18 protein-coding genes are annotated in these 19288 nt (G+C 59.3%); 10 read left to right on the top strand and 8 right to left on the bottom strand.

Annotated features, from left to right (window positions below; genetic code table 11):
• Window position 1: 1 nt before the first annotated feature.
• Window positions 2-703: a tRNA (guanosine(37)-N1)-methyltransferase TrmD gene (gene trmD, locus HRR99_RS14195; RefSeq protein WP_233122185.1), complete on the top strand. Its 702-nt coding sequence runs from the start codon at window positions 2-4 to the stop codon at window positions 701-703.
• On the opposite strand, the gene HRR99_RS14190 is transcribed toward trmD, so the two are convergent.
• Entirely contained in the window at window positions 685-1431 is a 747-nt protein-coding gene (locus tag HRR99_RS14190; protein ID WP_233122184.1) for a sulfite exporter TauE/SafE family protein, read from the bottom strand. The two genes, trmD and HRR99_RS14190, sit on opposite strands and share 19 nt — an antisense overlap.
• A gap of 273 nt (window positions 1432-1704) precedes the next feature.
• Here HRR99_RS14190 and rplS point away from each other — a divergent pair, with 273 nt between their 5' ends.
• Window positions 1705-2271 carry a 50S ribosomal protein L19 gene (gene rplS, locus HRR99_RS14185; protein WP_045230967.1) on the top strand — a complete coding sequence of 189 codons (567 nt, stop codon included), beginning with the start codon at window positions 1705-1707 and terminating at the stop codon, window positions 2269-2271.
• Window positions 2272-2533: 262 nt separating this feature from the next.
• On the opposite strand, the gene HRR99_RS14180 is transcribed toward rplS, so the two are convergent.
• Window positions 2534-3463 carry an IS110 family RNA-guided transposase gene (locus HRR99_RS14180; protein ID WP_233122183.1) on the bottom strand — a complete coding sequence of 310 codons (930 nt, stop codon included), beginning with the start codon at window positions 3461-3463 and terminating at the stop codon, window positions 2534-2536.
• Window positions 3464-5486: 2023 nt separating this feature from the next.
• Between HRR99_RS14180 and dapF the strand changes: the two genes are divergently transcribed.
• The 5 genes from dapF to HRR99_RS14155 are packed head-to-tail and all read left to right on the top strand — an operon-like array spanning window position 5487 to window position 10379.
• The gene (gene dapF / locus HRR99_RS14175; RefSeq protein WP_233122182.1) at window positions 5487-6389 is read left to right on the top strand and encodes a diaminopimelate epimerase; all 903 of its coding nucleotides are present in this window, start codon (window positions 5487-5489) and stop codon (window positions 6387-6389) included.
• Complete coding sequence (gene mtaB / locus HRR99_RS14170) at window positions 6386-7660, top strand: tRNA (N(6)-L-threonylcarbamoyladenosine(37)-C(2))-methylthiotransferase MtaB (protein ID WP_233122181.1); 1275 nt, start codon at window positions 6386-6388, stop codon at window positions 7658-7660. Before dapF ends, mtaB begins: the two co-directional genes overlap by 4 nt.
• Before the next feature lie 21 nt (window positions 7661-7681).
• Window positions 7682-9133, top strand: a complete 1452-nt coding sequence (ftsY, locus tag HRR99_RS14165; protein ID WP_233122180.1) for a signal recognition particle-docking protein FtsY — start codon at window positions 7682-7684, stop codon at window positions 9131-9133.
• A gap of 2 nt (window positions 9134-9135) precedes the next feature.
• Window positions 9136-9786 carry a septation protein A gene (locus HRR99_RS14160; protein WP_111840519.1) on the top strand — a complete coding sequence of 217 codons (651 nt, stop codon included), beginning with the start codon at window positions 9136-9138 and terminating at the stop codon, window positions 9784-9786.
• The gene (locus HRR99_RS14155; protein ID WP_422387274.1) at window positions 9783-10379 is read left to right on the top strand and encodes a DUF2585 domain-containing protein; all 597 of its coding nucleotides are present in this window, start codon (window positions 9783-9785) and stop codon (window positions 10377-10379) included. The genes HRR99_RS14160 and HRR99_RS14155 overlap by 4 nt, the downstream gene beginning before the upstream one ends.
• A gap of 15 nt (window positions 10380-10394) precedes the next feature.
• Here HRR99_RS14155 and HRR99_RS14150 read toward each other — a convergent pair whose 3' ends face one another.
• The 5 genes from HRR99_RS14150 to ccmA all read right to left on the bottom strand — a co-directional run bounded on the left by HRR99_RS14150 (window position 10395) and on the right by ccmA (window position 13525).
• Window positions 10395-10997 (bottom strand): DsbE family thiol:disulfide interchange protein, encoded by a 603-nt coding sequence (locus HRR99_RS14150; RefSeq protein WP_233122179.1) that lies wholly within the window; start codon window positions 10995-10997, stop codon window positions 10395-10397.
• The gene (gene ccmD / locus HRR99_RS14145; protein WP_233122178.1) at window positions 10994-11170 is read right to left on the bottom strand and encodes a heme exporter protein CcmD; all 177 of its coding nucleotides are present in this window, start codon (window positions 11168-11170) and stop codon (window positions 10994-10996) included. The genes HRR99_RS14150 and ccmD overlap by 4 nt, the downstream gene beginning before the upstream one ends.
• Window positions 11167-11937 carry a heme ABC transporter permease gene (locus HRR99_RS14140; protein WP_233122177.1) on the bottom strand — a complete coding sequence of 257 codons (771 nt, stop codon included), beginning with the start codon at window positions 11935-11937 and terminating at the stop codon, window positions 11167-11169. The genes ccmD and HRR99_RS14140 overlap by 4 nt, the downstream gene beginning before the upstream one ends.
• Before the next feature lie 45 nt (window positions 11938-11982).
• Complete coding sequence (ccmB, locus tag HRR99_RS14135) at window positions 11983-12642, bottom strand: heme exporter protein CcmB (protein WP_112498991.1); 660 nt, start codon at window positions 12640-12642, stop codon at window positions 11983-11985.
• A gap of 241 nt (window positions 12643-12883) precedes the next feature.
• Window positions 12884-13525 carry a heme ABC exporter ATP-binding protein CcmA gene (ccmA, locus tag HRR99_RS14130; protein WP_233122176.1) on the bottom strand — a complete coding sequence of 214 codons (642 nt, stop codon included), beginning with the start codon at window positions 13523-13525 and terminating at the stop codon, window positions 12884-12886.
• A gap of 270 nt (window positions 13526-13795) precedes the next feature.
• Here ccmA and acnA point away from each other — a divergent pair, with 270 nt between their 5' ends.
• The 3 genes from acnA (at window position 13796) to HRR99_RS14115 (ending at window position 18198) form a co-directional block, all read left to right on the top strand.
• Window positions 13796-16489, top strand: a complete 2694-nt coding sequence (acnA, locus tag HRR99_RS14125; RefSeq protein ID WP_233122175.1) for an aconitate hydratase AcnA — start codon at window positions 13796-13798, stop codon at window positions 16487-16489.
• Between the two features lie 241 nt (window positions 16490-16730).
• The gene (locus HRR99_RS14120) at window positions 16731-17483 is read left to right on the top strand and encodes a DUF1223 domain-containing protein (RefSeq protein WP_111840546.1); all 753 of its coding nucleotides are present in this window, start codon (window positions 16731-16733) and stop codon (window positions 17481-17483) included.
• Window positions 17484-17805: 322 nt separating this feature from the next.
• Window positions 17806-18198 (top strand): DUF2794 domain-containing protein, encoded by a 393-nt coding sequence (locus HRR99_RS14115; RefSeq protein ID WP_233122174.1) that lies wholly within the window; start codon window positions 17806-17808, stop codon window positions 18196-18198.
• 80 nt (window positions 18199-18278) lie between these two features.
• Here the strand turns inward: HRR99_RS14115 and HRR99_RS14110 are convergent, their stop codons facing one another.
• Window positions 18279-19061 carry a Bax inhibitor-1/YccA family protein gene (locus tag HRR99_RS14110; RefSeq protein WP_111840510.1) on the bottom strand — a complete coding sequence of 261 codons (783 nt, stop codon included), beginning with the start codon at window positions 19059-19061 and terminating at the stop codon, window positions 18279-18281.
• Between the last annotated feature and the right edge of the window lie 227 nt (window positions 19062-19288).

The raw sequence follows: 19288 nt of genomic DNA, 5'->3' as shown, positions 1-19288 counted from the left end.
CATGACATTCAAGGCAACCGTGCTGACGCTCTACCCGGACATGTTTCCGGGGCATCTCGGTCATTCGCTGGCAGGCAAGGCGTTGGAGCGTGGGCAGTGGCAGATCGAGCCGGTGCAGATCCGCGACTTCGCCACCGACAAGCACCGCAGCGTGGACGATACACCTGCTGGCGGTGGCGCAGGCATGGTGCTGAAGCCGGATGTGCTGGCGGCCGCCATCGACGCGGTATCCACAGACGATATGCGCCCGCGACTGCTGATGAGCCCGCGCGGGAAGCCTTTGACGCAGGACCGCGTTCGCGAGATTGCCGCTGGCGATGGTGTCATCATCATCTGTGGTCGCTTCGAGGGTGTCGACCAGCGGGTGATCAATGCGCGTGATCTCGAAGAGGTCTGCATCGGCGACTATATTCTTTCCGGCGGCGAACCGGCGGCGCTGACGCTGCTGGATGCGGTGGTCCGCATTCTGCCGGGCGTGATGGGCAACGACCTCTCCGGCGTGCATGAGAGCTTCGAGGGTGGGCTGCTGGAACATCCGCATTATACCCGCCCGCAAGTGTGGGAAGAGCGCGATATTCCAGCCGTGCTGACCTCCGGCAACCACAAGGCCATCGAAAAGTGGCGCCACGAGCAGGCGCTGGCGCTGACCAAAGAGCGCCGTCCCGATCTTCTGGGAAAAGCGCCTCAGGTCGAGACGAAGTAGTAGACCGATAGCAGCAGTCCGACCGAGATCACCAGGGCGCGGATGATCCATTGCGGCACGCGCCGCGCGATATAAACGCCGCTATAGCCGCCAATGGCCGACGCAGGGATCATGATCAGCGCGGCAGGCCAAGCCACCACGCCACCGCCGACGAAGACGACGATGGCGACCGCCGCGATGACGACGGCCAGCAGGTTTTTCAGCGCATTGAGGTGGTGGTAGCTGCCGCCAGCCGTCAGGCCCAGTACGGCCAGCATCATGATGCCCATGCCAGCACCGAAGAACCCGCCATAAATCGACGTGAAGAACTGACCGATGAGGCTTGCGGCATTGCCGGGCGAGCGCTGTGCATTCGAGCGCGGACGCAGCCATGGTCCCACGGCAAAGAGAAGCGTGGCGGCCAGCAGCAGCCAGGGCACGAGCTGGCGGAAGGCGGGATTGTCCAGCGACAGAAGCAGGAGCGCACCGGCGGTCGATCCGGCAATGGAGAGGACGGCGAGGAAAACAGCGCCTTTCCAGTGGGCACGAATTTCCGGCCAGTAGGCGATGACAGAGGTGACATAGCCGGGAAATTGCACGATGGAGGAGGTGGCGTTGGCCGAAATCGGCGCGATACCGGCAATCGTCATGGCCCCGAAGGTCAGAAATGTGCCGCCGCCTGCGATGGCATTGACCGCACCGGACAGAAAACCGCTGGCCAGCAGCAGCAGAATGATGAACAAAGACATGACCCCTCCCGGTGCGTCTTGCGGCGCTTTTATCCTCCATATCCGTTGGTTGGCTTGCCGACAATCAGGCCGCGACCGACAAAATAATGTCACAAGAGGGATGACAAATGCGTCGTCTTGCTGTAATGGCCCGCGTGGAACTGGGGTTTGCCCCTTTAACCGCAAGCAAAGAATGGTGAACCCGCTCCTGCCGCAAGGCATAGTCCCGAGACACAGGTTTCAAGGGATGATAGTTGAGCGCTCTGGCTGTTTCAGAAGAACTCAGAGGTTAATATGACCAACATTATCGAACAGCTGGAAGCCGAACAGGCTGCCAAGATCGAAGCGAAGCGCAAGCTTCCAGAATTTTCCCCAGGTGACACCGTTCGCGTCAACGTGCGCGTAACGGAAGGTACACGTACCCGTGTACAGGCTTACGAAGGCGTCGTGATCGCCCGTTCCGGCGGCGGCATCAACGAGAGCTTCACCGTTCGCAAGATTTCCTATGGCGAAGGCGTCGAGCGCGTATTCCCGGTTTACTCTCCGCTGGTCGAAGGCGTTGAAATCGTTCGTCGCGGTAAGGTCCGTCGCGCCAAGCTCTACTACCTGCGCGACCGTCGCGGCAAGTCTGCCCGTATCGTTGAAGACACCGGCGTTCGCGCCCGCAAGCTCAACGACGGCGAGCGTCAGGCCGCTGCCGAAGAAAAGGCACGCATCGAAGCTGAAAAGGTTGCAGCAGCACAGGCTCTGGCCGCTGAAAAGGCCGCAGCAGAAGCTGCTGAAGCCAAGGCAGCCGAAGAAGCCGCAGCGGCAAAGGCCGCTGAAGAGGCTGCAAAGCCTGCCGAAGGCGCAGCTGAATAAGCTTTTCCTGGTTTCGGGAATTTGGATAAAGGCGGTCTTCGGGCCGCCTTTTGTTTTTTGGATGTATGTTTTTTGTTGATGGTGGTGGGTGTGGCTTACCCCCCTCTGCCCTGCCGGGCATCTCCCCCTCAGGTGGGGAGATCGACTCGCGGATGGCGCCCGGCCATCTCGAACGCTGCGGGAAGAGTGGCGAGCATTCGTCTTGCTGATCTCCCCCCTTGAGGGGGAGATGCCCGGCAGGGCAGAGCGACTGTCTTGGCAGTCAAGCGTTTTGCCATGGTTTATTCTCCCGGATGATGGCGTTGAGGATGGTGAGTAGCTTGCGCATGGTGGCCACGATGGCGACGATCTTGGGCTTGCCGGATGCCACGAGACGATCGCGGAATTCCTTGAGCAACGGGTTGTGGCGAGATGCGACCAGTGCTGCCATGAACAGCACCGCCCGCACCTTGGAGCGCCCGCCACCGATGAAGCTCTTGCCTTTCCACTTGCCCGATTGCCGCGTCCATGGTGCCAGTCCCGCAAGGGATGCGATCTGTCGGCGGTTGAGGCTGCCAAGTTCCGGCATTTCGGCCAGAAGCGTGCGTGCCGTGGCCCGCCCGACACCTGGAACCGAGGTCAGCAGTGCTTCGCGCACACGCCACAAGGGGGACTTGCGGATATGCTCATCCATATCCGTGTCAATGCTGTCCTTCTCGCGGTTGAGCGCAGCCAACAACCGTTTGATGCTTTTGTGGGTGGTCTTGTCCAACGCCATCCGCAACCGGTTCTCTTCGGCCACGATCATCTGAACGATCTGCCGTCTGCGATCGACAAGGGCCGATAACGCCTGGGTTTGCGCATCGGGCAGCGACCGGATCTGCGGTTTCGTCGCCACGACGAAAGCGGCAATCAGGGCTGCATCGATCGCATCGGTCTTGGCACGCCGACCGATGGCGTTGGCATAGGCCCGGACCTGCGCCGGGTTGACGACGATCACGCAGATGTCGCACGCCGCAAGCTTTGCCACCGCCAGCGTTTCGAAGCCGCCCGTCGCCTCCACGGCCACGAGATCAACCTTTTCCGCCTTGAGGCGCTTCACCAGCTCTTCGATGCCGTCATGGTCGTTCCCGACGAAAAAGCTTGTACCTGAGGGTGAAACCGCAACGTCGAGGCTATCCTTGGAGACATCTATACCAACGATTATATCCATCTTATCCCATCCTTGCCTAAGCGGGCTTTGCGTGCGCAAGCGGCCCTGGCGACTGTTCGGGTTCGATGGAACGGCGGATGCACGACCGGGCTCTGCCACGGGCTTAGTGTCCCTAAGGGGCTTCGGTCTCACATCCGCCACCGCACCGGGCAGTACACACCCAAATGACGGTGAAGGGAAGTTACAAGGGGGGTAAGCCCCACCCTCCGACCTCACGATGCACTCCCCAAAAAACCTCAACGAAAATACTTCCAAGCTAAATCAACAGCTTAAAACAAATCCCGAAAAAAACATCAAAATTCCTCCCGCAACTTTCTCAATGACGCGCGAATCACCCGCACAATCTCCTCGTTCCGCCCTCGGATACACCGCAAGGCGTTGCGGCGAGGCGGGACCGGCGCTGGTGGCAAGGAGGTTACGCATCCTCTTTGCCATCGGGGTCGAGCAGCGATCTCCCCGGTGGGACGGGAGAAAGGTGGCGGCGGTTTCGGACCGGCTGTCGCAGCCTTTCCAATGTCCTGATCGGCCCGGCATGTTCTTAGCCGCAAAACACCGTTTCGGGTTTTGCGGGTGGGTCATGGCGGTCCGGTTCGCCAGCCACCGGGTGTACCGACAGCTCATCGGCACCGGGTCGAACGCGACCGCAGGGGCTTGAAGCGAAAGTCAGGCGGTACACAGGAACACGCTGCATCTGCCCCGCACCCCGGCAACAGGGTGCGGACGGACCGCAAGGTTGCCATCGGCGAATGCGCCCGGTGGCACCTTGCGGAGAACGGATCGATGGCTGCGGGCGCTTCGTCAGAATGAACGCTCTCATCCTCGAAGGCAGATGTGGCCGAACTGGCAGGCGACGACTTCGGCAACGAAGCCGCCGTCACCCGGGTGGGTAAGGGCCGGACCTTGATTTGTCCGACCGTTCCAACGGCAAGGTTCCCCTTGCCCTGCGGGATATGCCAGCCATGGCAAGAGGATCGCTGTTTGGCCAAAAGAGCTGAACGGGGCGCTGCGAGGTGCCATTCTTAGACTACCCAACGAGGCAACTTACAGCGCCCCGTCCGAAATACCCATGGCCGCGAATGGTTATGGACACTGATTGAAGGTCAAGCCACGGGCAGGTGCTGCCGCGTGAACGGCGAAGCTTGTTTGGGTGGTGGCCGGGGTTTTTGATAGCGATGGGTTTGGTGAGGAGCAACCCTCATCCTGAGGTGCCCCGCAGGGGCCTCGAAGGACGGGGGTTGCGGGCTTAGGGCAGGAGTATGCGGCGGATGCTTCGAGGCTTTGCCCTTCGGCCAAAGCACCTCAGCATGAGGGCGGTGGGTGAGGTTGCCCTCTCCAATACCGGACCAACGCGGAATGCGACCATGTAGGAGGAATGCTTGGCGATGATGCAGGCCGCAGGCAGCAACCCTCACCACCATGAGAGCCGAAGGAGGTGCCACGCAAAGGGCCGCAACGCAGCAACCCTCATCCTGAGGTGCCCCGCAGGGGCCTCGAAGGGCGAGGGTTGCGGGCTTAGTTACAGAATGCGGCGGATGCTTCGAGGCTTTGCCCTTCGGCCAAAGCACCTCAGCATGAGGGCGGTGGGTGTGGCTTCCCTCTCCAATACCGGACCAACGCGGGATGCGAGCAGTTATGAGGAATGCTCTGGCGATGATGCAGGCCGCAACGCAGCAACCCTCACCCTCATGATTGCCGAAGAAGTTGCCACGTAAAGGGCACACCGGTAGCAACCCTCATCCTGAGGCGCCCCGCAGGGGCCTCGAAGGACGAGGATTGCGGGCTTGGGCAGGAGTATGCGGCGGATGCTTCGAGGCTTTGTCCTTCGGCCAAAGCACCTCAGCATGAGGGCGGTGGGTGAGGCAGCCCTACCTTATTGAGAGCGCAGAGTAAGCCACACCCAGTGATCCCACCAAAACACGCCAACCCAAAACCGCCCCCACACTGGTAATTCTCTCTCAATTCCGCCATATAAAGGCAAAACCGGGCACAGTGTGCCCCAAAACGATTATGCAGGTCCCACACCATGACAAACACGGTCGAATTCGCGAAGATGAACGGGCTTGGCAACAAGATCCTGGTTGTCGATATGCGCGGCCGCAAGGACATGGTGACCCCGCAGGCGGCGATTGCGCTGAATGCGGATGCGCAGACCGCTTTCGACCAGATCATGGCCATCCACGATCCGCGCGCCCACGGCACCGATGCCTATATCGACATCCTCAATTGCGATGGCACCAAGGCGCAGGCCTGCGGCAATGGTACACGCTGCGTGGTGCAGGCGCTGGCATCCGAGACCGGCAAGAAGACCTTCACCTTCCAGACCGTGGCGGGCATTTTGAACGCCAGCGAACACGAAGACGGCATGATATCGGTCGATATGGGCATGCCGCGCTTCGCCTGGAACGACATTCCGCTGTCGGAAGAATTCCACGATACCAGCCGCATCGAGCTTCAGATCGGGCCGATCGACAACCCCGTGCTGCATTCGCCCGCCGTCATGTCGATGGGCAATCCGCACGCGGTGTTCTGGGTCAATAGCGACCCGATGGAGTTCGATCTGGAGCGCTTCGGTCCGCTGCTGGAAAACCACCCGATGTTTCCCGAAAAGGCAAATATCACGCTGGCGCAGGTCATCTCCGATAGCAGGTTGCGCACCCGCACCTTCGAGCGTGGTGCAGGCCTGACGCTGGCATGCGGTTCCGCCGCTTGTGCCGCTGCCGTGTCCGCTGCCCGCACCGGCAGAACGGGACGCAGCGTCGAGATCGACGTCGCTTCCAGCCCGGTTCGCATTCCGCTGACCATCGAATGGCGCAAAGACAATCACGTCGTCATGACCGGCCCTGCCGAATGGGAATGGGCTGGCACCGTCGATCCCGTCACCGGCACATGGACCCGCGATACGGCGCCGGAACAGGCGGCCGTATGAGTGGCGTCGAGGTCATAACCTTCGGCTGCCGCCTCAACACCTACGAATCGGAAGTGATGCGGGCTGAGGCCGAAAAGGCGGGGCTAAACAATGCCGTGCTGGTCAACACCTGCGCCGTCACGGGCGAGGCCGTGCGTCAGGCGCGGTCCGCCATTCGCCGCGCCCGACGGGAAAATCCCCACGCCCGCATCATCGTCACCGGCTGCGCCGCGCAGACGGAAAAGCAGACTTTTGCCGAAATGCCGGAAGTCGATGCCGTTCTGGGCAATGAGGAAAAGCTCAAAAGCGCCTCTTACCGCTCGCTCCCGGATTTCGGCGTATCGGCGGAAGAAAAGCTGCGCGTCAACGATATCATGAGCGTGCGCGCCACCGCGCCGCAGATGATCAAGCACATTGATGGGCACGTTCGCGCCTTCATTCAGGTGCAGAACGGTTGCGATCACCGCTGCACCTTCTGCGTCATTCCCTATGGACGCGGCAATTCCCGCTCCGTGCCCATGGGGGCCGTGGTCGAACAAGCCCGCAAGCTGACGGAAAACGGCTACCGCGAAATCGTGCTGACGGGTGTCGATGCCACCAGCTACGGGGCCGATCTGCCGGGCGAGCCATCTCTGGGCTATCTCGCCAAGACCCTGCTGAAACAGGTGCCGGATATCCTGCGGCTGCGGCTCTCCTCCATCGACAGTATCGAAGTGGACCGGCACCTGCTCGATCTCATTGCCGATGAGCCGCGCTTCATGCCGCATCTGCATCTGTCGCTCCAGCATGGCGATGACATGATCCTCAAGCGCATGAAGCGCCGCCACATGCGCGCCGATGCCATTGCCTTCTGCGACGTGGTCAGACGCCTGCGACCTGAAATCGCTTTTGGTGCGGATATGATCGCCGGTTTCCCAACGGAAACCGAGGAGATGTTTGAAAACGCCGCGACCCTTGCGGAAGAATGCGGCATTTCCAACCTGCACGTTTTCCCTTACAGCCCGCGCCCCGGCACGCCCGCCGCGCGTATGCCGCAACTGGACCGTGGGCTGATCAAGCAGCGGGCGGCACGACTGCGCCAGCGCGGCGAAGCCTTGCGGGATGCGCATCTCACCGGCATGGTCGGCACCACGCAGACGATCCTGGTCGAGAACAATGGCTTTGCCCACACCGACAATTTCACTCTCGTTGCCACACCTGATCTTGAGGCCCGCACACTTGCGCAGGTGCTGATTACCGGTCACAACGGAAAACACCTGCATATGCAATGTCTGTCGGCGCAAGCCGCCTGACGTCAAGGATACGGAACAGTCATGGCCCTCGGCTTCATCAAAAAAGTGTTTTCGTTCGGCAAGGACAAGGCCGAAACGGACCAGCCGAACGCTGACGAGATCAATCGCACCGGCATCGAGCATCCCACCACCTTCGAAGAGGTGTTGAGTGAGGCCGAAGCGCATGCGCCTGTCGCCGACGATCCGGTCTCCGATATCGAGATGGAAACCGCAGGCGGACCGGCCCCGGATGACGTAGTTGATGATGCGGTCGCAGCGGATGATGAGCCGGACGAGGAAGCGCCGCTTCTGCCGGGCCCGGAGCAGGTCGGCGATATCGGAATGGTGCCGCTGTCGTTGCTACAAGCAGAGGCAGAAGCCGACGAACAGCCGCTTGTTACCGTGGAGGGCGTTGCCGCCGACGCGCCGCTCGATGTCGATGCCATGGATGATATTCTGGCGCAGGCGGAAGCCGCCGGTGTCGAAGAGCCTGCCGCCACCGCCCCATCCGGTGCTCTCCCCAAGGGCTTTTCATCGGCAAGCGACCGGGTCCTGCCCGTGGAGCCCACGCCTGAGGTCAAGCTGACATGGTTCCAGCGCCTGCGCGCCGGTCTCTCGCGGACCTCATCGCAACTGACCAGCCAGATTTCGGCCCTCTTCACCAAGCGCAAGCTGGATGAAGACACGCTGGATGAGCTGGAAGATCTGCTGATCCAATCGGATCTCGGTCTGGAAACCGCCATGCGCATCACCGGCGCTTTGTCATCGGAACGCTACGGCAAGGATGTCAGCGGCGAGGACGTGGCCCGCATCATGGCGGGTGAGATCACCAAGGTTCTGGCCCCGGTTGCCAAGCCGCTGGAGCTCGATCTGTCGCACAAGCCGCATGTCATCCTCGTCGTCGGCGTCAATGGCACCGGCAAGACGACAACCATCGGCAAGCTGGCGGCAAAGCTGTCCGGTTCCGGCCTCAAGGTCATGCTGGCGGCGGGAGATACGTTCCGCGCTGCGGCCATTGAGCAGCTGAAGATTTGGGCCGACCGCACCGCCTCGGAATTCATCGGCACCAAGCTGGGTGCCGATGCGGCGGGTCTCGCTTACGATGCCTATGAGCAGGCGCGGGCGAAGAAAAGCGATGTGCTGATCATCGATACGGCTGGCCGTTTGCAGAACAAGACCGAGTTGATGGCCGAACTCGAGAAGATCGTGCGCGTGCTGGCTAAGCTCGATCCCGATGCGCCGCACACCGTCTTGCAGACGCTGGATGCGACGACCGGACAGAATGCGCTCAATCAGGTCGAGATTTTCCGCAACGTCGCGGGTGTCTCAGGCCTCATAATGACAAAATTGGATGGCACGGCGCGCGGCGGTATTCTCGTTGCTATCGCTGCCAAGCACAAACTGCCGGTCTATTTCATCGGCGTCGGCGAAGGTGTCGACGATCTGGAGCCGTTCGAGGCGGAAGATTTCGCGAAAGCGATTGCAGGAGTTTGAGTATGGACGTGGAAAGCAATCAGCGCGAAAGCGAGAAAATGGTGCGCGAGATCAGCCCGCTGCTGAAATTCGTGCTGGAGCTGGGCCCCTTGCTGGTCTTCTTCTTCGCCAATTCCAGAGGTGAATGGCTGGCTCAGAAGCTGCCTGTTCTGACCGAATTCGGCGGTCCGATCTTCATCGCCACCGGCCTCTTCATGATCGCGACGATACTGGCCTTGACCGTCTCGTGGATTTTGACGCGCACCCTGCCGATGATGCCGCTGATCTCGGGTATCGTCGTGCTCGTCTTCGGCGCGCTGACGCTCTATCTCCAGAACGATACCTTCATCAAGATGAAGCCGACCATCGTCAACACTCTTTTCGGCGTGATCCTGCTGGGTGGCCTGCTGTTCGGCCAATCGCTGCTTGGCTACGTCTTCAACTCGGCCTTCAAGCTGAATGACGAGGGCTGGCGCAAGCTGACATTCCGCTGGGGCTTCTTCTTCCTGTTCCTCGCCGTCCTCAACGAAGTCGTCTGGCGCGGCTTCTCGACCGATACCTGGGTCGCCTTCAAGGTCTGGGGCACTATGCCGATCACCGTCATTTTCACCATGGCCCAGATGCCGCTGATCATGCGCCACTCCATCGAGCCGCTGACGAAAGACAAGAAATGACCCTTGGTGAAATGTCTGCGTCGCGTTCGTCTTCCTACAAATGGTTCGGTATCGCGGCGGCTTTGCTACTCGCGCAAATCGTCATTCTGTATTTCATGGGACGCGTGCCCATCTGCGAATGCGGTTATGTGAAGCTGTTCGAACCGGGCGTGAACACGCCTGGCAATTCGCAGCATCTGGCCGACTGGTACACACCGTCGCACATCATCCACGGCTTCCTGTTCTACGGCCTGGCATGGCTGCTGTTTCGCAAGCAGACCATCGGAATGCGCCTGTCATTCGCGGTTCTGATCGAGGCTGCGTGGGAACTGCTCGAAAATTCGCCCATCATCATCGACCGCTACCGCACCGCCACCATGGCACTCGGCTATAGCGGCGACAGCATCTTGAATTCGGCGATGGACACTGTGTTCATGGTGGTCGGCTTCTTCTTCGCCGCCCGCGTACCGATCTGGCTGACCATTCTCGTCGCCATCGTCTTCGAGATTTTCACCGGCTGGCTGATCCGCGATAATCTGACGCTGAATGTGCTGATGCTGGTTGCGCCGATCGACGCTATCAAGGAATGGCAGAACGCCCTTCCTGCTTCGTGAAAATCAGCCTGTGGCTCAGTCGCCTGCGATGGCTCTTTCGATGGCCGGTATGATGTCGCGCTCATAGGCCGCCGCGTCGATCGGGCCGACCTTCTTGTAGACGATGGTGCCGTCCTTGCCGACCAGATACGTCTCGGGAATGCCATAGACACCCCAGTCGATGGCGGCCTTGCCGTTCGGATCGATGCCGATGGCGTCGTAGGGATTGCCCAGTTCTCCCAGAAACTTCAGGGCGTTTTCGGACTTGTCCTTGTAATTGATGCCGACGACATTCAGCCGCTCGTCCTTCGACATTTCCTTCAACATCGGATGTTCCTGCCGACACGGCACGCACCACGACGCAAAGACATTGACCAGCGTCACCTTGCCTTTGATGGCAGCATCGGTGAGAGCCGGAAGGCCTGAGCCCTCCAAGGGCGGCAGTGCCAGCGATGGTGCCTTGGTATTGATGAGAGCTGAGGGAATGGCGCTGACATCGAGGCCATTCACATCCTGCTCGTATAGCATCTTGGCGGCAATGGCGGCAAAACCGGCGAAGGCCAGCAGGGGCAGAAGCGCCAGAAAAGAGCGCGTCTTTTTGCCCGACGAAGCGGTGCCGCTACGCATATCCTTGGTCATGACGAGGCTCCATTGACCGGTGCGGGCCGAGACCGGCGGCGGATGCCGGAGGCTTCGAGCTCGGCCATTTCACGCTTGCGGGCACGGCCATCCAGCCAGACCCAAGCGATGAGGGCAGCAACGATCAGGCCGGTCAGGCCGTAGGACATACCGATATAGAAAGCGTGACTCATGGCTTTGCGCGATCCTTGCCTGCCATGCGCGCAGCCAAACGGCGCTGCGCCGCAACGCGTCTGCGCCAGATTTCATTGCGGATGGCGGCGATGTGCAGGGTGAAAAACAGGAGAGTGAAACCTAGGGCCATGATCAGCAGCGGCCACAGGAATTCGGGCGCAATCGCCGGGCCGCTCAGGCGCAAAACGCTCGCAGGCTGATGCAGCGTATTCCACCATTCGACCGAGAATTTGATGATGGGAATATTGACGAAGCCGACGAGGATCAGAACCGCGCTGACCCGGGCCGCCTTGGACGGATCGTCCATCGCCTTGTTGAAGGCGATGAGGCCCAGATACATCAGAAACAGAATGAAAACGGAGGTCAATCGCGCATCCCACACCCACCACGTGCCCCACATCGGCTTGCCCCAGAGGGAGCCAGTAACGAGCGCGATCAGTGTGAAGGCTGCACCGATTGGAGCGGCGGACCGGTGGGCGACATCGGCTAGCGGGTGACGCCAGACCAGCGTGCCGATGGCGGACGCTGCCATCACCGTATAACACATCATCGACAGCCAGGCGGCTGGCACATGCACATACATGATGCGCACCGTGTTGCCCTGCTGGTAATCGCTATCGGTGGTAAAGGCGAGATAGAGGCCAACGGCAAGACAGAGCGCCGAAAGAGCCGCCAACCAGGGCAAAAGCCGCGCGGCCAATGCCAGAAACCGCGTCGGGTTGGCAAGATCACTGAACTTGGTCATGGCAAGGCTCGTATTGGTCATGGCGTCTTTCTACAGGCAGAGCAGCACGGCTGCAATTGATCCTTATCAATCCACGGAACTGCGTAATGCCAAAGCCGCGAAGAACGGTCCGACCACTGATGAAAAGAGCGTGATCGCAATGAGAATGAGAAACGGCGGCATGAAAGGAGCGGGGTCTTGAACGGCAGCATAGGATGCGCTGACGCCGAAGATCAGCACCGGAATGCACAGCGGCAGAACGAGGATGGACACCAGCAATCCACCACGCGGAAGCGCCACCGCGACTGCTGCTCCAACTGCGCCGATGAAGGTCAGCGCTGGTGATCCGACCAGCAAGGTCAGCATAACGGCACCGATGGCCACCTCGCTCATATTCATGAACAGGCCCAGCAATGGCGATGCGATGACCAGCGGCAGGCTGGTGGCGGTCCAGTGCGCCAGGCATTTGACCAGAACGGTGAGAACGAGCGGGTTCTCTTGCATCAGGATGAGATCGAGCGAGCCATCGTCGCGTTCGGCCTGAAACAGACGATCGAGGCCGAGGAGAGCGGCGAGAAGTGCCCCGATCCAGACGATGGCGGGGCCGATCCGCGACAGCAGATTGAGGTCGGGACCTACGCCGAAGGGAATGACGGCAACGACGGTCATGAAGAAGAGGACACCGATGAGCGCACCGCCGCCGGCGCGGATGGAAAGTTTGAGGTCGCGGAGGAAGAGGGCGGTCATGGGGTGGTATTCCCTCGTATTGAAGCGCCCTGACGAAGAGATAAAGGCTCGGCGTCGAGTATGTCGCTACCCCCCTCTGCCCTGCCGGGCATCTCCCCCACAAGGAGGGAGATCGGCTGGGCGCTCTGACGCAACTTCACTCTCGACGCGAGAGATGGCCGAAAGGAAGCAACGAGTCGATCTCCCCACCTGTGGGGGAGATGCCCGGCAGGGCAGAGGGGGGTAGCAGCAAACTCGACAATCACCAAACCGCCTCCACTCCAGCAAACCCCGTCATCCGCAACTCCTGCGCACCCTCCAACCCAAGCGATTGATGGGTCGCAGCAATCACAATGCCGCCCTTCGTCAAATGCGCCTCCACCAGCCCCGTGAACATCACATCCGCGCTGGCATCCAGCGCCGCCGTCGGCTCGTCCAGTATCCAGATCGGTCGCCATGCAACCAGCAACTTGGCCATGGCGAATCGCCGTTGCTGTCCGGCGGAAAGATAACCGAAGGGCAGGTGGGTGATTCCGGAGAGACCGACCGTTTCGGCGGCGTCTTCGATGAGCAGCGAGGTGCCGCCAGTGAAATCGCCGAGAAAGTCTTTCCAGAAACGAAGATTTTCGAAAACCGTCAGTTCCTGCTTCATGGCGTTGCGGTGACCAAGATAGTGGCTGGCTTCCGGCGCGCCGGTGCCGGACTCTATCCCTTCGCCGGCTATCTTTACGGTTCCCGTTTCGGGTCGTAGCAGCCCTGAAAGCACGCGCAACAGCGTGGATTTTCCAGAGCCGTTCGGTCCCGTCAGCACCAATGCCTGACCGCTCGTTAACTTGAGGGAAACGTTCATGAATATGAAATCTTCACCGCGGCGGGCGGATAGATTTTCTGCTGTCAGCAGCATGGGTTCATCTCGTTTAAGATTTTAATCATCTCAATGGGAAAAAAATCGATTTAGGTCTTTTTCCGGTCTGGCACGTTTCTGAGAAATTATCTATATGGGTGTCAACCACGCCAGCGGTCGGCGTGATCATCATACAGCGCCGGACCTGAAGGTTGCGAAAGCAGCTTCTCGTGCGGACAGCGGAAATGACCGTACCCGCATCCTGATGTGCTTCAGTGCATTGGTGTCCGCACGCGCGTGTTGGCTATCAGAGGAAGCGGGGTTTTATCCGTGGCTAAATCTCTAGACAGTTTCAATTGTCGTTCCGTTCTTACCGTTGACGGTAAGGACTATGTTTATTTCAGCCTGCCAAAGGCGGAAGCCAATGGCCTGACAGGCGTTTCCAAGCTTCCATACTCGATGAAGGTTCTGCTTGAGAACCTGCTACGCTTTGAAGACGGCCAGACCGTTACCAAGGAGCACATCACGGCTGTTGCCGACTGGCTCAACAACAAGGGCCGCGTCGAAAACGAAATCGCCTACCGCCCTGCCCGCGTTCTGATGCAGGACTTTACCGGCGTTCCAGCCGTGGTCGACCTTGCTGCCATGCGCGATGCGATGGTGGCTCTGGGTGGCGATCCTGAAAAGATCAACCCGCTGGTTCCTGTCGATCTCGTCATCGACCACTCCGTCATTGTCGACGAATTCGGCACGCCGAACGCCTTTGCCCGCAACGTCGAGCTGGAATATCAGCGCAATGGCGAGCGTTATCGCTTCCTGAAGTGGGGCCAGCAGGCGTTCCAGAACTTCCGCGTCGTTCCACCCGGCACAGGTATCTGTCACCAGGTGAACCTCGAATATCTTGGCCAGACTGTCTGGACCAAGGAAGAAGACGGCGAAACCATCGCTTACCCGGATACATGCGTCGGCACCGACAGCCACACGACCATGATCAACGGTCTGGGCGTTCTGGGCTGGGGCGTGGGCGGTATCGAGGCCGAAGCGGCCATGCTCGGCCAGCCGGTCTCCATGCTTCTGCCTGAAGTCATCGGCTTCAAGCTGACGGGCAAGGTCAAGGAAGGCGTGACAGCCACCGACCTCGTGCTCACAGTCGTGCAGATGCTGCGCAAGAAGGGCGTTGTTTCCAAGTTCGTCGAGTTCTTCGGCCCCGGCCTTGATTCGATGACGCTGGCCGACCGCGCCACCATCGGCAATATGGGCCCGGAATACGGCGCGACCTGCGGCTTCTTCCCGGTTGACGGCGAAACCATCAACTATCTCACCATGTCTGGCCGCACCAAGGACCGCATCGCGCTGGTCGAAGCCTATTCCAAGGCACAGGACATGTGGCGCACCGGCGACGGCGCCGAACTCGTCTTCACCGACACGCTGGAACTCGACCTCGGCGACGTCGTGCCATCCATGGCCGGTCCAAAGCGTCCAGAAGGCCGCATCTCGCTGGAAGGCATCGCCTCCGGCTTTGCAACTGCGCTCGAAGGCGACTACAAGAAGCCAGGCCAGCTCGACAACCGCTATCCTGTCGAAGGCACGGACTTCGATCTGGGCCATGGCGACGTCGCGATTGCTGCGATCACGTCGTGCACCAACACGTCCAACCCATCGGTTCTGATTGCTGCCGGACTTCTGGCCCGCAATGCAGTGGCCAAGGGTCTGACATCCAAGCCCTGGGTCAAGACATCGCTGGCACCGGGATCTCAGGTCGTTGGAGAATATCTGGAAAAGTCCGGTCTTCAGAAGGATTTGGATGCCATCGGCTTCAACCTCGTCGGCTTCGGCTGCACGACCTGCATCGGCAACTCCGGTCCGCTGCCTGCGCCGATTTCCAAGACCATCAACGACAAGGGTCTGATCACAGCTGGCGTTCTCTCCGGCAACCGTAACTTCGAAGGCCGTATCTCGCCCGACGTTCAGGCGAACTACCTTGCCTCCCCGCCGCTCGTCGTCGCTTACGCGCTGGCCGGTACGGTTCAGAAGGACCTCACCACCGAGCCTCTCGGCGAAGATCAGGACGGTAACCCTGTCTACCTCAAGGACATCTGGCCGACATCTGCCGAAATCCAGGAATTCATCCTGAAATACGTGACGCGCGAACTCTACGAGTCCAAATATGCCGACGTGTTCAAGGGCGATGAAAACTGGCAGGCCGTTCAGGTTCCGCCGGGCCAGACCTATGCCTGGGACGACAAGTCGACCTACGTTCAGAACCCACCTTACTTCGTGGGCATGGGCAAGACCGGCACGGGCCTGAAGAACATCAAGGGCGCGCGCGTTCTCGGTCTCTTCGGCGACAAGATCACCACCGACCACATTTCTCCGGCTGGTTCGATCAAGGCTGCTTCCCCTGCCGGTGCATACCTCACCGAAAATGGCGTGGCGGTTGCCGACTTCAACCAGTACGGCACGCGTCGTGGTAACCACGAAGTGATGATGCGCGGCACGTTCGCCAACATCCGTATTCGCAACCACATGCTTGGGCCAAACGGCAAGGAAGGTGGCTTCACCATCCATTATCCGTCCAAGAATGAGATGTCGATTTACGATGCGGCCATGCAGTACAAGGCCGAGGGCGTTCCGCTCGTGATCTTCGCTGGCGTCGAATATGGTAACGGCTCTTCCCGTGACTGGGCTGCAAAGGGCACGAACCTGCTCGGCGTAAAGGCTGTCGTTGCGCAGTCCTTCGAGCGTATCCACCGCTCCAACCTGGTGGGCATGGGCGTCGTTCCGTTCACGCTTGCTGAAGGCACGACATGGGCAAGCCTCGACCTGAAGGGTGACGAGACCGTGACCATCGAAGGCCTCGAAGGCGATATCAAGCCGCGCGAAACGAAGATTGCGAAGATCACCTATGCCGACGGCACGGTGAAGGACGTTCCTCTGCTTTGCCGCATCGATACGCTGGACGAAGTGATCTACATGAACAATGGCGGCATTCTCCAGACCGTTCTTCGCGATCTGGCGTCATAAGCCTTTGCAATGATTGAAAACGAGAACGCCGGGAGTGATCCCGGCGTTTTTGTGTGTCCGGTTGTTTCGCCTTCATCAAGGCGTTCCGGCATGAGGTATCAGAGTGCGGATGCGACTTGATCGGCACTCACCCCATCGTTACTTTCTATTGAAGGGGCTATGGCGTTATTTTCCGCCTGCGTCCCGACAAGTGTTGATAGCATCAATGGTCTGGATAGGCGTCCAGACAAAGGTTCTTGCAATGTCTCTGAAACACGGGCCACTCACATTCGGTCTTTCGCTGTGCGTCTTCGGCGCTCTTGCTGCGGTATCCGCGCAGGCGCAGGAGCAGTTGAAAGGCGTGGTCGAGCTGTTTACCTCGCAAGGCTGCGCATCCTGCCCGCCTGCGGACGAGGCACTGCGCAAGCTGATCCAGAAGGGTGACGTCGTCGGTCTCTCCTATCACGTCGATTACTGGAACTATCTGGGCTGGGCAGACTCGCTGGCATCGAAAGAAAATACCGAGCGGCAATATGGCTATGCGCGCGCCCTGGGTCGCAACAACGTCTATACCCCACAGGCTGTGGTCAATGGCCGCGACCACGTCAAGGGCGCCGACATGCAGGCGATCTACAGTCGCCTGGATGCGTTCAAGCAGGCGGGTGAAGGTCTGAGCGTACCGGTCAAAACGCAGCATGTTGGCGATGAAATCGCCATCGATATCGGTGAGGGCAAAGGCAAGGCCGACGTGGTCGTCGCCTATTTCAAGCGTGAACAGATCGTCGATGTTCAGAAGGGCGATAATCAGGGAAAGAAGATTTCCTACTGGCACAGCGTCTATGACGTGCAGACCGTGGGCATGTGGGATGGGAAATCCATGACGGTCAAACTTCCCGCCAGCATTATGAGTAAGTCCAAGGACGGCGGATGCGCGGTGCTGTTGCAGACCACGGATGGACAGGGAAATCCAGCTGCCATTATCGGCGCGAGCGTTCTTCTGACTTCGGGAGAATAGGGGCTCGGCTTGAAAAAGCGGAGATCCGATCCGGGCATTGGGGGCTGGGGGTAAAGGGTCAATGCACCGGACCGGGTCATCTTGGTGCCTAGGCATCAATTGACTTCAGCAATATTCCATCCAATTCGGGCCATGGTTTGACCGAAATAGGGCAATTTCAGATGTATGCTCTGCCCAAATGATTACCGCTGCGCGCGTTTTTCCGTGACAGTGCTGTGCTTCCGATAGGGTCGATAGCTGTGGGAATGCGAGGCTTGCAATTTTTGATGGGCGGCGGCAGACTGTCTTGGAAATGTCATTTGCAGTTGAGCGAGGTTGCCTGATGACCGATCAGCCGGATTTGCAGCGTGCAGGTTCATCTCATAGAGACAGCTCATCTGTCGTTGATCTCAGAGAGTACAAACAGAGCAAGGATGCTCTTCCCATCACATTTCACCGCCGCGAGCTTGATGCCATTCTGCGCATCTATGGACGCATGGTGGGCGAGGGGGAGTGGCGGGACTATGCCATCGACCACCTGAAGGACAAGGCGGTCTTTTCCGTGTTTAAACGCTCTGGCGAAATGCCTTTGTATCGGATCGAAAAGAACCCGAAGCTGGCCGCCAAGCAGGGCGCTTTCAGCGTTATCAATGTGGATGGACGTATTCTCAAGCGCGGGCATGAATTGCCGCAGGTGCTGAAAGTGTTCGACAAGGCGCTGAAGCTGATCGACTGATTGGCGCGAGCTTCTGAAAATCACAGATAATAAAAAAGGCGGCCTGTGAGCCGCCTTTTTCTATTCGAACCTGATCGATGTTACTTGTCGCGGTTACCAAGGAACTGCAACAGGAACATGAAGAGGTTGATGAAGTCGAGGTAGAGTGTCAGCGCACCCATGATGGCCTTACGACCAGCCGTGGCCACGTCATCACCGTCGAAGTACATTTCCTTGATCTTCTGCGTGTCGTAGGCGGTCAGGCCAGCGAAGATCAGCACGCCGATGGCGGAGATCGCGAAGCCCATTGCGGACGACTGCAGGAAGATGTTGACCACGGACGCGATGATCAGGCCGAACAGACCCATGATCAGGAACGAACCCATGCCCGACAGGTCCTTCTTCGTCGTGTAGCCGTAAAGCGACAGCGCACCGAAGGAGGCGGCGGTGATGAAGAACGTCTGCACGATGCTCTGGCCGGTATAGACCAGGAAGATCGACGACAGGGAGAGACCCATCAGCGCGGCGTAACCCCAGAAGGTCGCCTGTGCCGCCGGAACGCTCATCTTCTGAATGCGGAAGCTAAGGAAGAACACCAGTCCCAGCGGAGCCAGCATGACAACCCAGCGCAGAGGCGAGCCGTACAGTGCTGCACCAATGCTGGTGAGCATCGTGCCGTTACCCATCGTCGCGACCGCTGCCGCAGGATCATTCGTGGTTGCGAGCATCGATGTGAAAAATGCTGCGAAACCTGTAATCGCGAGACCAACGGCCATCAGGTTATAAACCTTGACCATATAGGTGCGAAGACCTTCATCGATCATTGCACCAGACTGGGCACGACCTTGAGCCACGCGGTTCTGGTAGTTGTTGAAGTCAGCCATTGTTTCCTCTTTTGAGCTCCGAAATTTCTACGGTGTCGGGATATGACCGTCGATGCGACTATATCCCAGGCGCCGCTGCGGAGCTACAGCAAGCCTAACGAAGAATATGAGGGTATCCCGTTTCAGTTACAAGAGCTTCAAAAAACGAAAAAACACCATATGCGCGAAAAGCGATAACATTTTAGAGATCGTTGTTTGCGATTAAACGTTAAAGTTAAGTGGCGCAC

The organism is Agrobacterium vaccinii (assembly GCF_021310995.1).
Taxonomy (GTDB): Bacteria; Pseudomonadota; Alphaproteobacteria; order Rhizobiales; family Rhizobiaceae; genus Agrobacterium; species Agrobacterium vaccinii.
This window is presented reverse-complemented; position numbering and strand designations above follow the sequence as displayed.

Coding starts and splice junctions, on each gene's coding strand:
- trmD (WP_233122185.1), top strand. CDS start 2: ATGACATTCAAGGCAACCGTGCTGACGCTCTACCCGGACATGTTTCCG.
- HRR99_RS14190 (WP_233122184.1), bottom strand. CDS start 1,431: ATGTCTTTGTTCATCATTCTGCTGCTGCTGGCCAGCGGTTTTCTGTCC.
- rplS (WP_045230967.1), top strand. CDS start 1,705: ATGACCAACATTATCGAACAGCTGGAAGCCGAACAGGCTGCCAAGATC.
- HRR99_RS14180 (WP_233122183.1), bottom strand. CDS start 3,463: ATGGATATAATCGTTGGTATAGATGTCTCCAAGGATAGCCTCGACGTT.
- dapF (WP_233122182.1), top strand. CDS start 5,487: ATGACAAACACGGTCGAATTCGCGAAGATGAACGGGCTTGGCAACAAG.
- mtaB (WP_233122181.1), top strand. CDS start 6,386: ATGAGTGGCGTCGAGGTCATAACCTTCGGCTGCCGCCTCAACACCTAC.
- ftsY (WP_233122180.1), top strand. CDS start 7,682: ATGGCCCTCGGCTTCATCAAAAAAGTGTTTTCGTTCGGCAAGGACAAG.
- HRR99_RS14160 (WP_111840519.1), top strand. CDS start 9,136: ATGGACGTGGAAAGCAATCAGCGCGAAAGCGAGAAAATGGTGCGCGAG.
- HRR99_RS14155 (WP_422387274.1), top strand. CDS start 9,783: ATGACCCTTGGTGAAATGTCTGCGTCGCGTTCGTCTTCCTACAAATGG.
- HRR99_RS14150 (WP_233122179.1), bottom strand. CDS start 10,997: ATGACCAAGGATATGCGTAGCGGCACCGCTTCGTCGGGCAAAAAGACG.
- ccmD (WP_233122178.1), bottom strand. CDS start 11,170: ATGAGTCACGCTTTCTATATCGGTATGTCCTACGGCCTGACCGGCCTG.
- HRR99_RS14140 (WP_233122177.1), bottom strand. CDS start 11,937: ATGACCAATACGAGCCTTGCCATGACCAAGTTCAGTGATCTTGCCAAC.
- ccmB (WP_112498991.1), bottom strand. CDS start 12,642: ATGACCGCCCTCTTCCTCCGCGACCTCAAACTTTCCATCCGCGCCGGC.
- ccmA (WP_233122176.1), bottom strand. CDS start 13,525: ATGCTGCTGACAGCAGAAAATCTATCCGCCCGCCGCGGTGAAGATTTC.
- HRR99_RS14120 (WP_111840546.1), top strand. CDS start 16,731: ATGTCTCTGAAACACGGGCCACTCACATTCGGTCTTTCGCTGTGCGTC.
- HRR99_RS14115 (WP_233122174.1), top strand. CDS start 17,806: ATGACCGATCAGCCGGATTTGCAGCGTGCAGGTTCATCTCATAGAGAC.
- HRR99_RS14110 (WP_111840510.1), bottom strand. CDS start 19,061: ATGGCTGACTTCAACAACTACCAGAACCGCGTGGCTCAAGGTCGTGCC.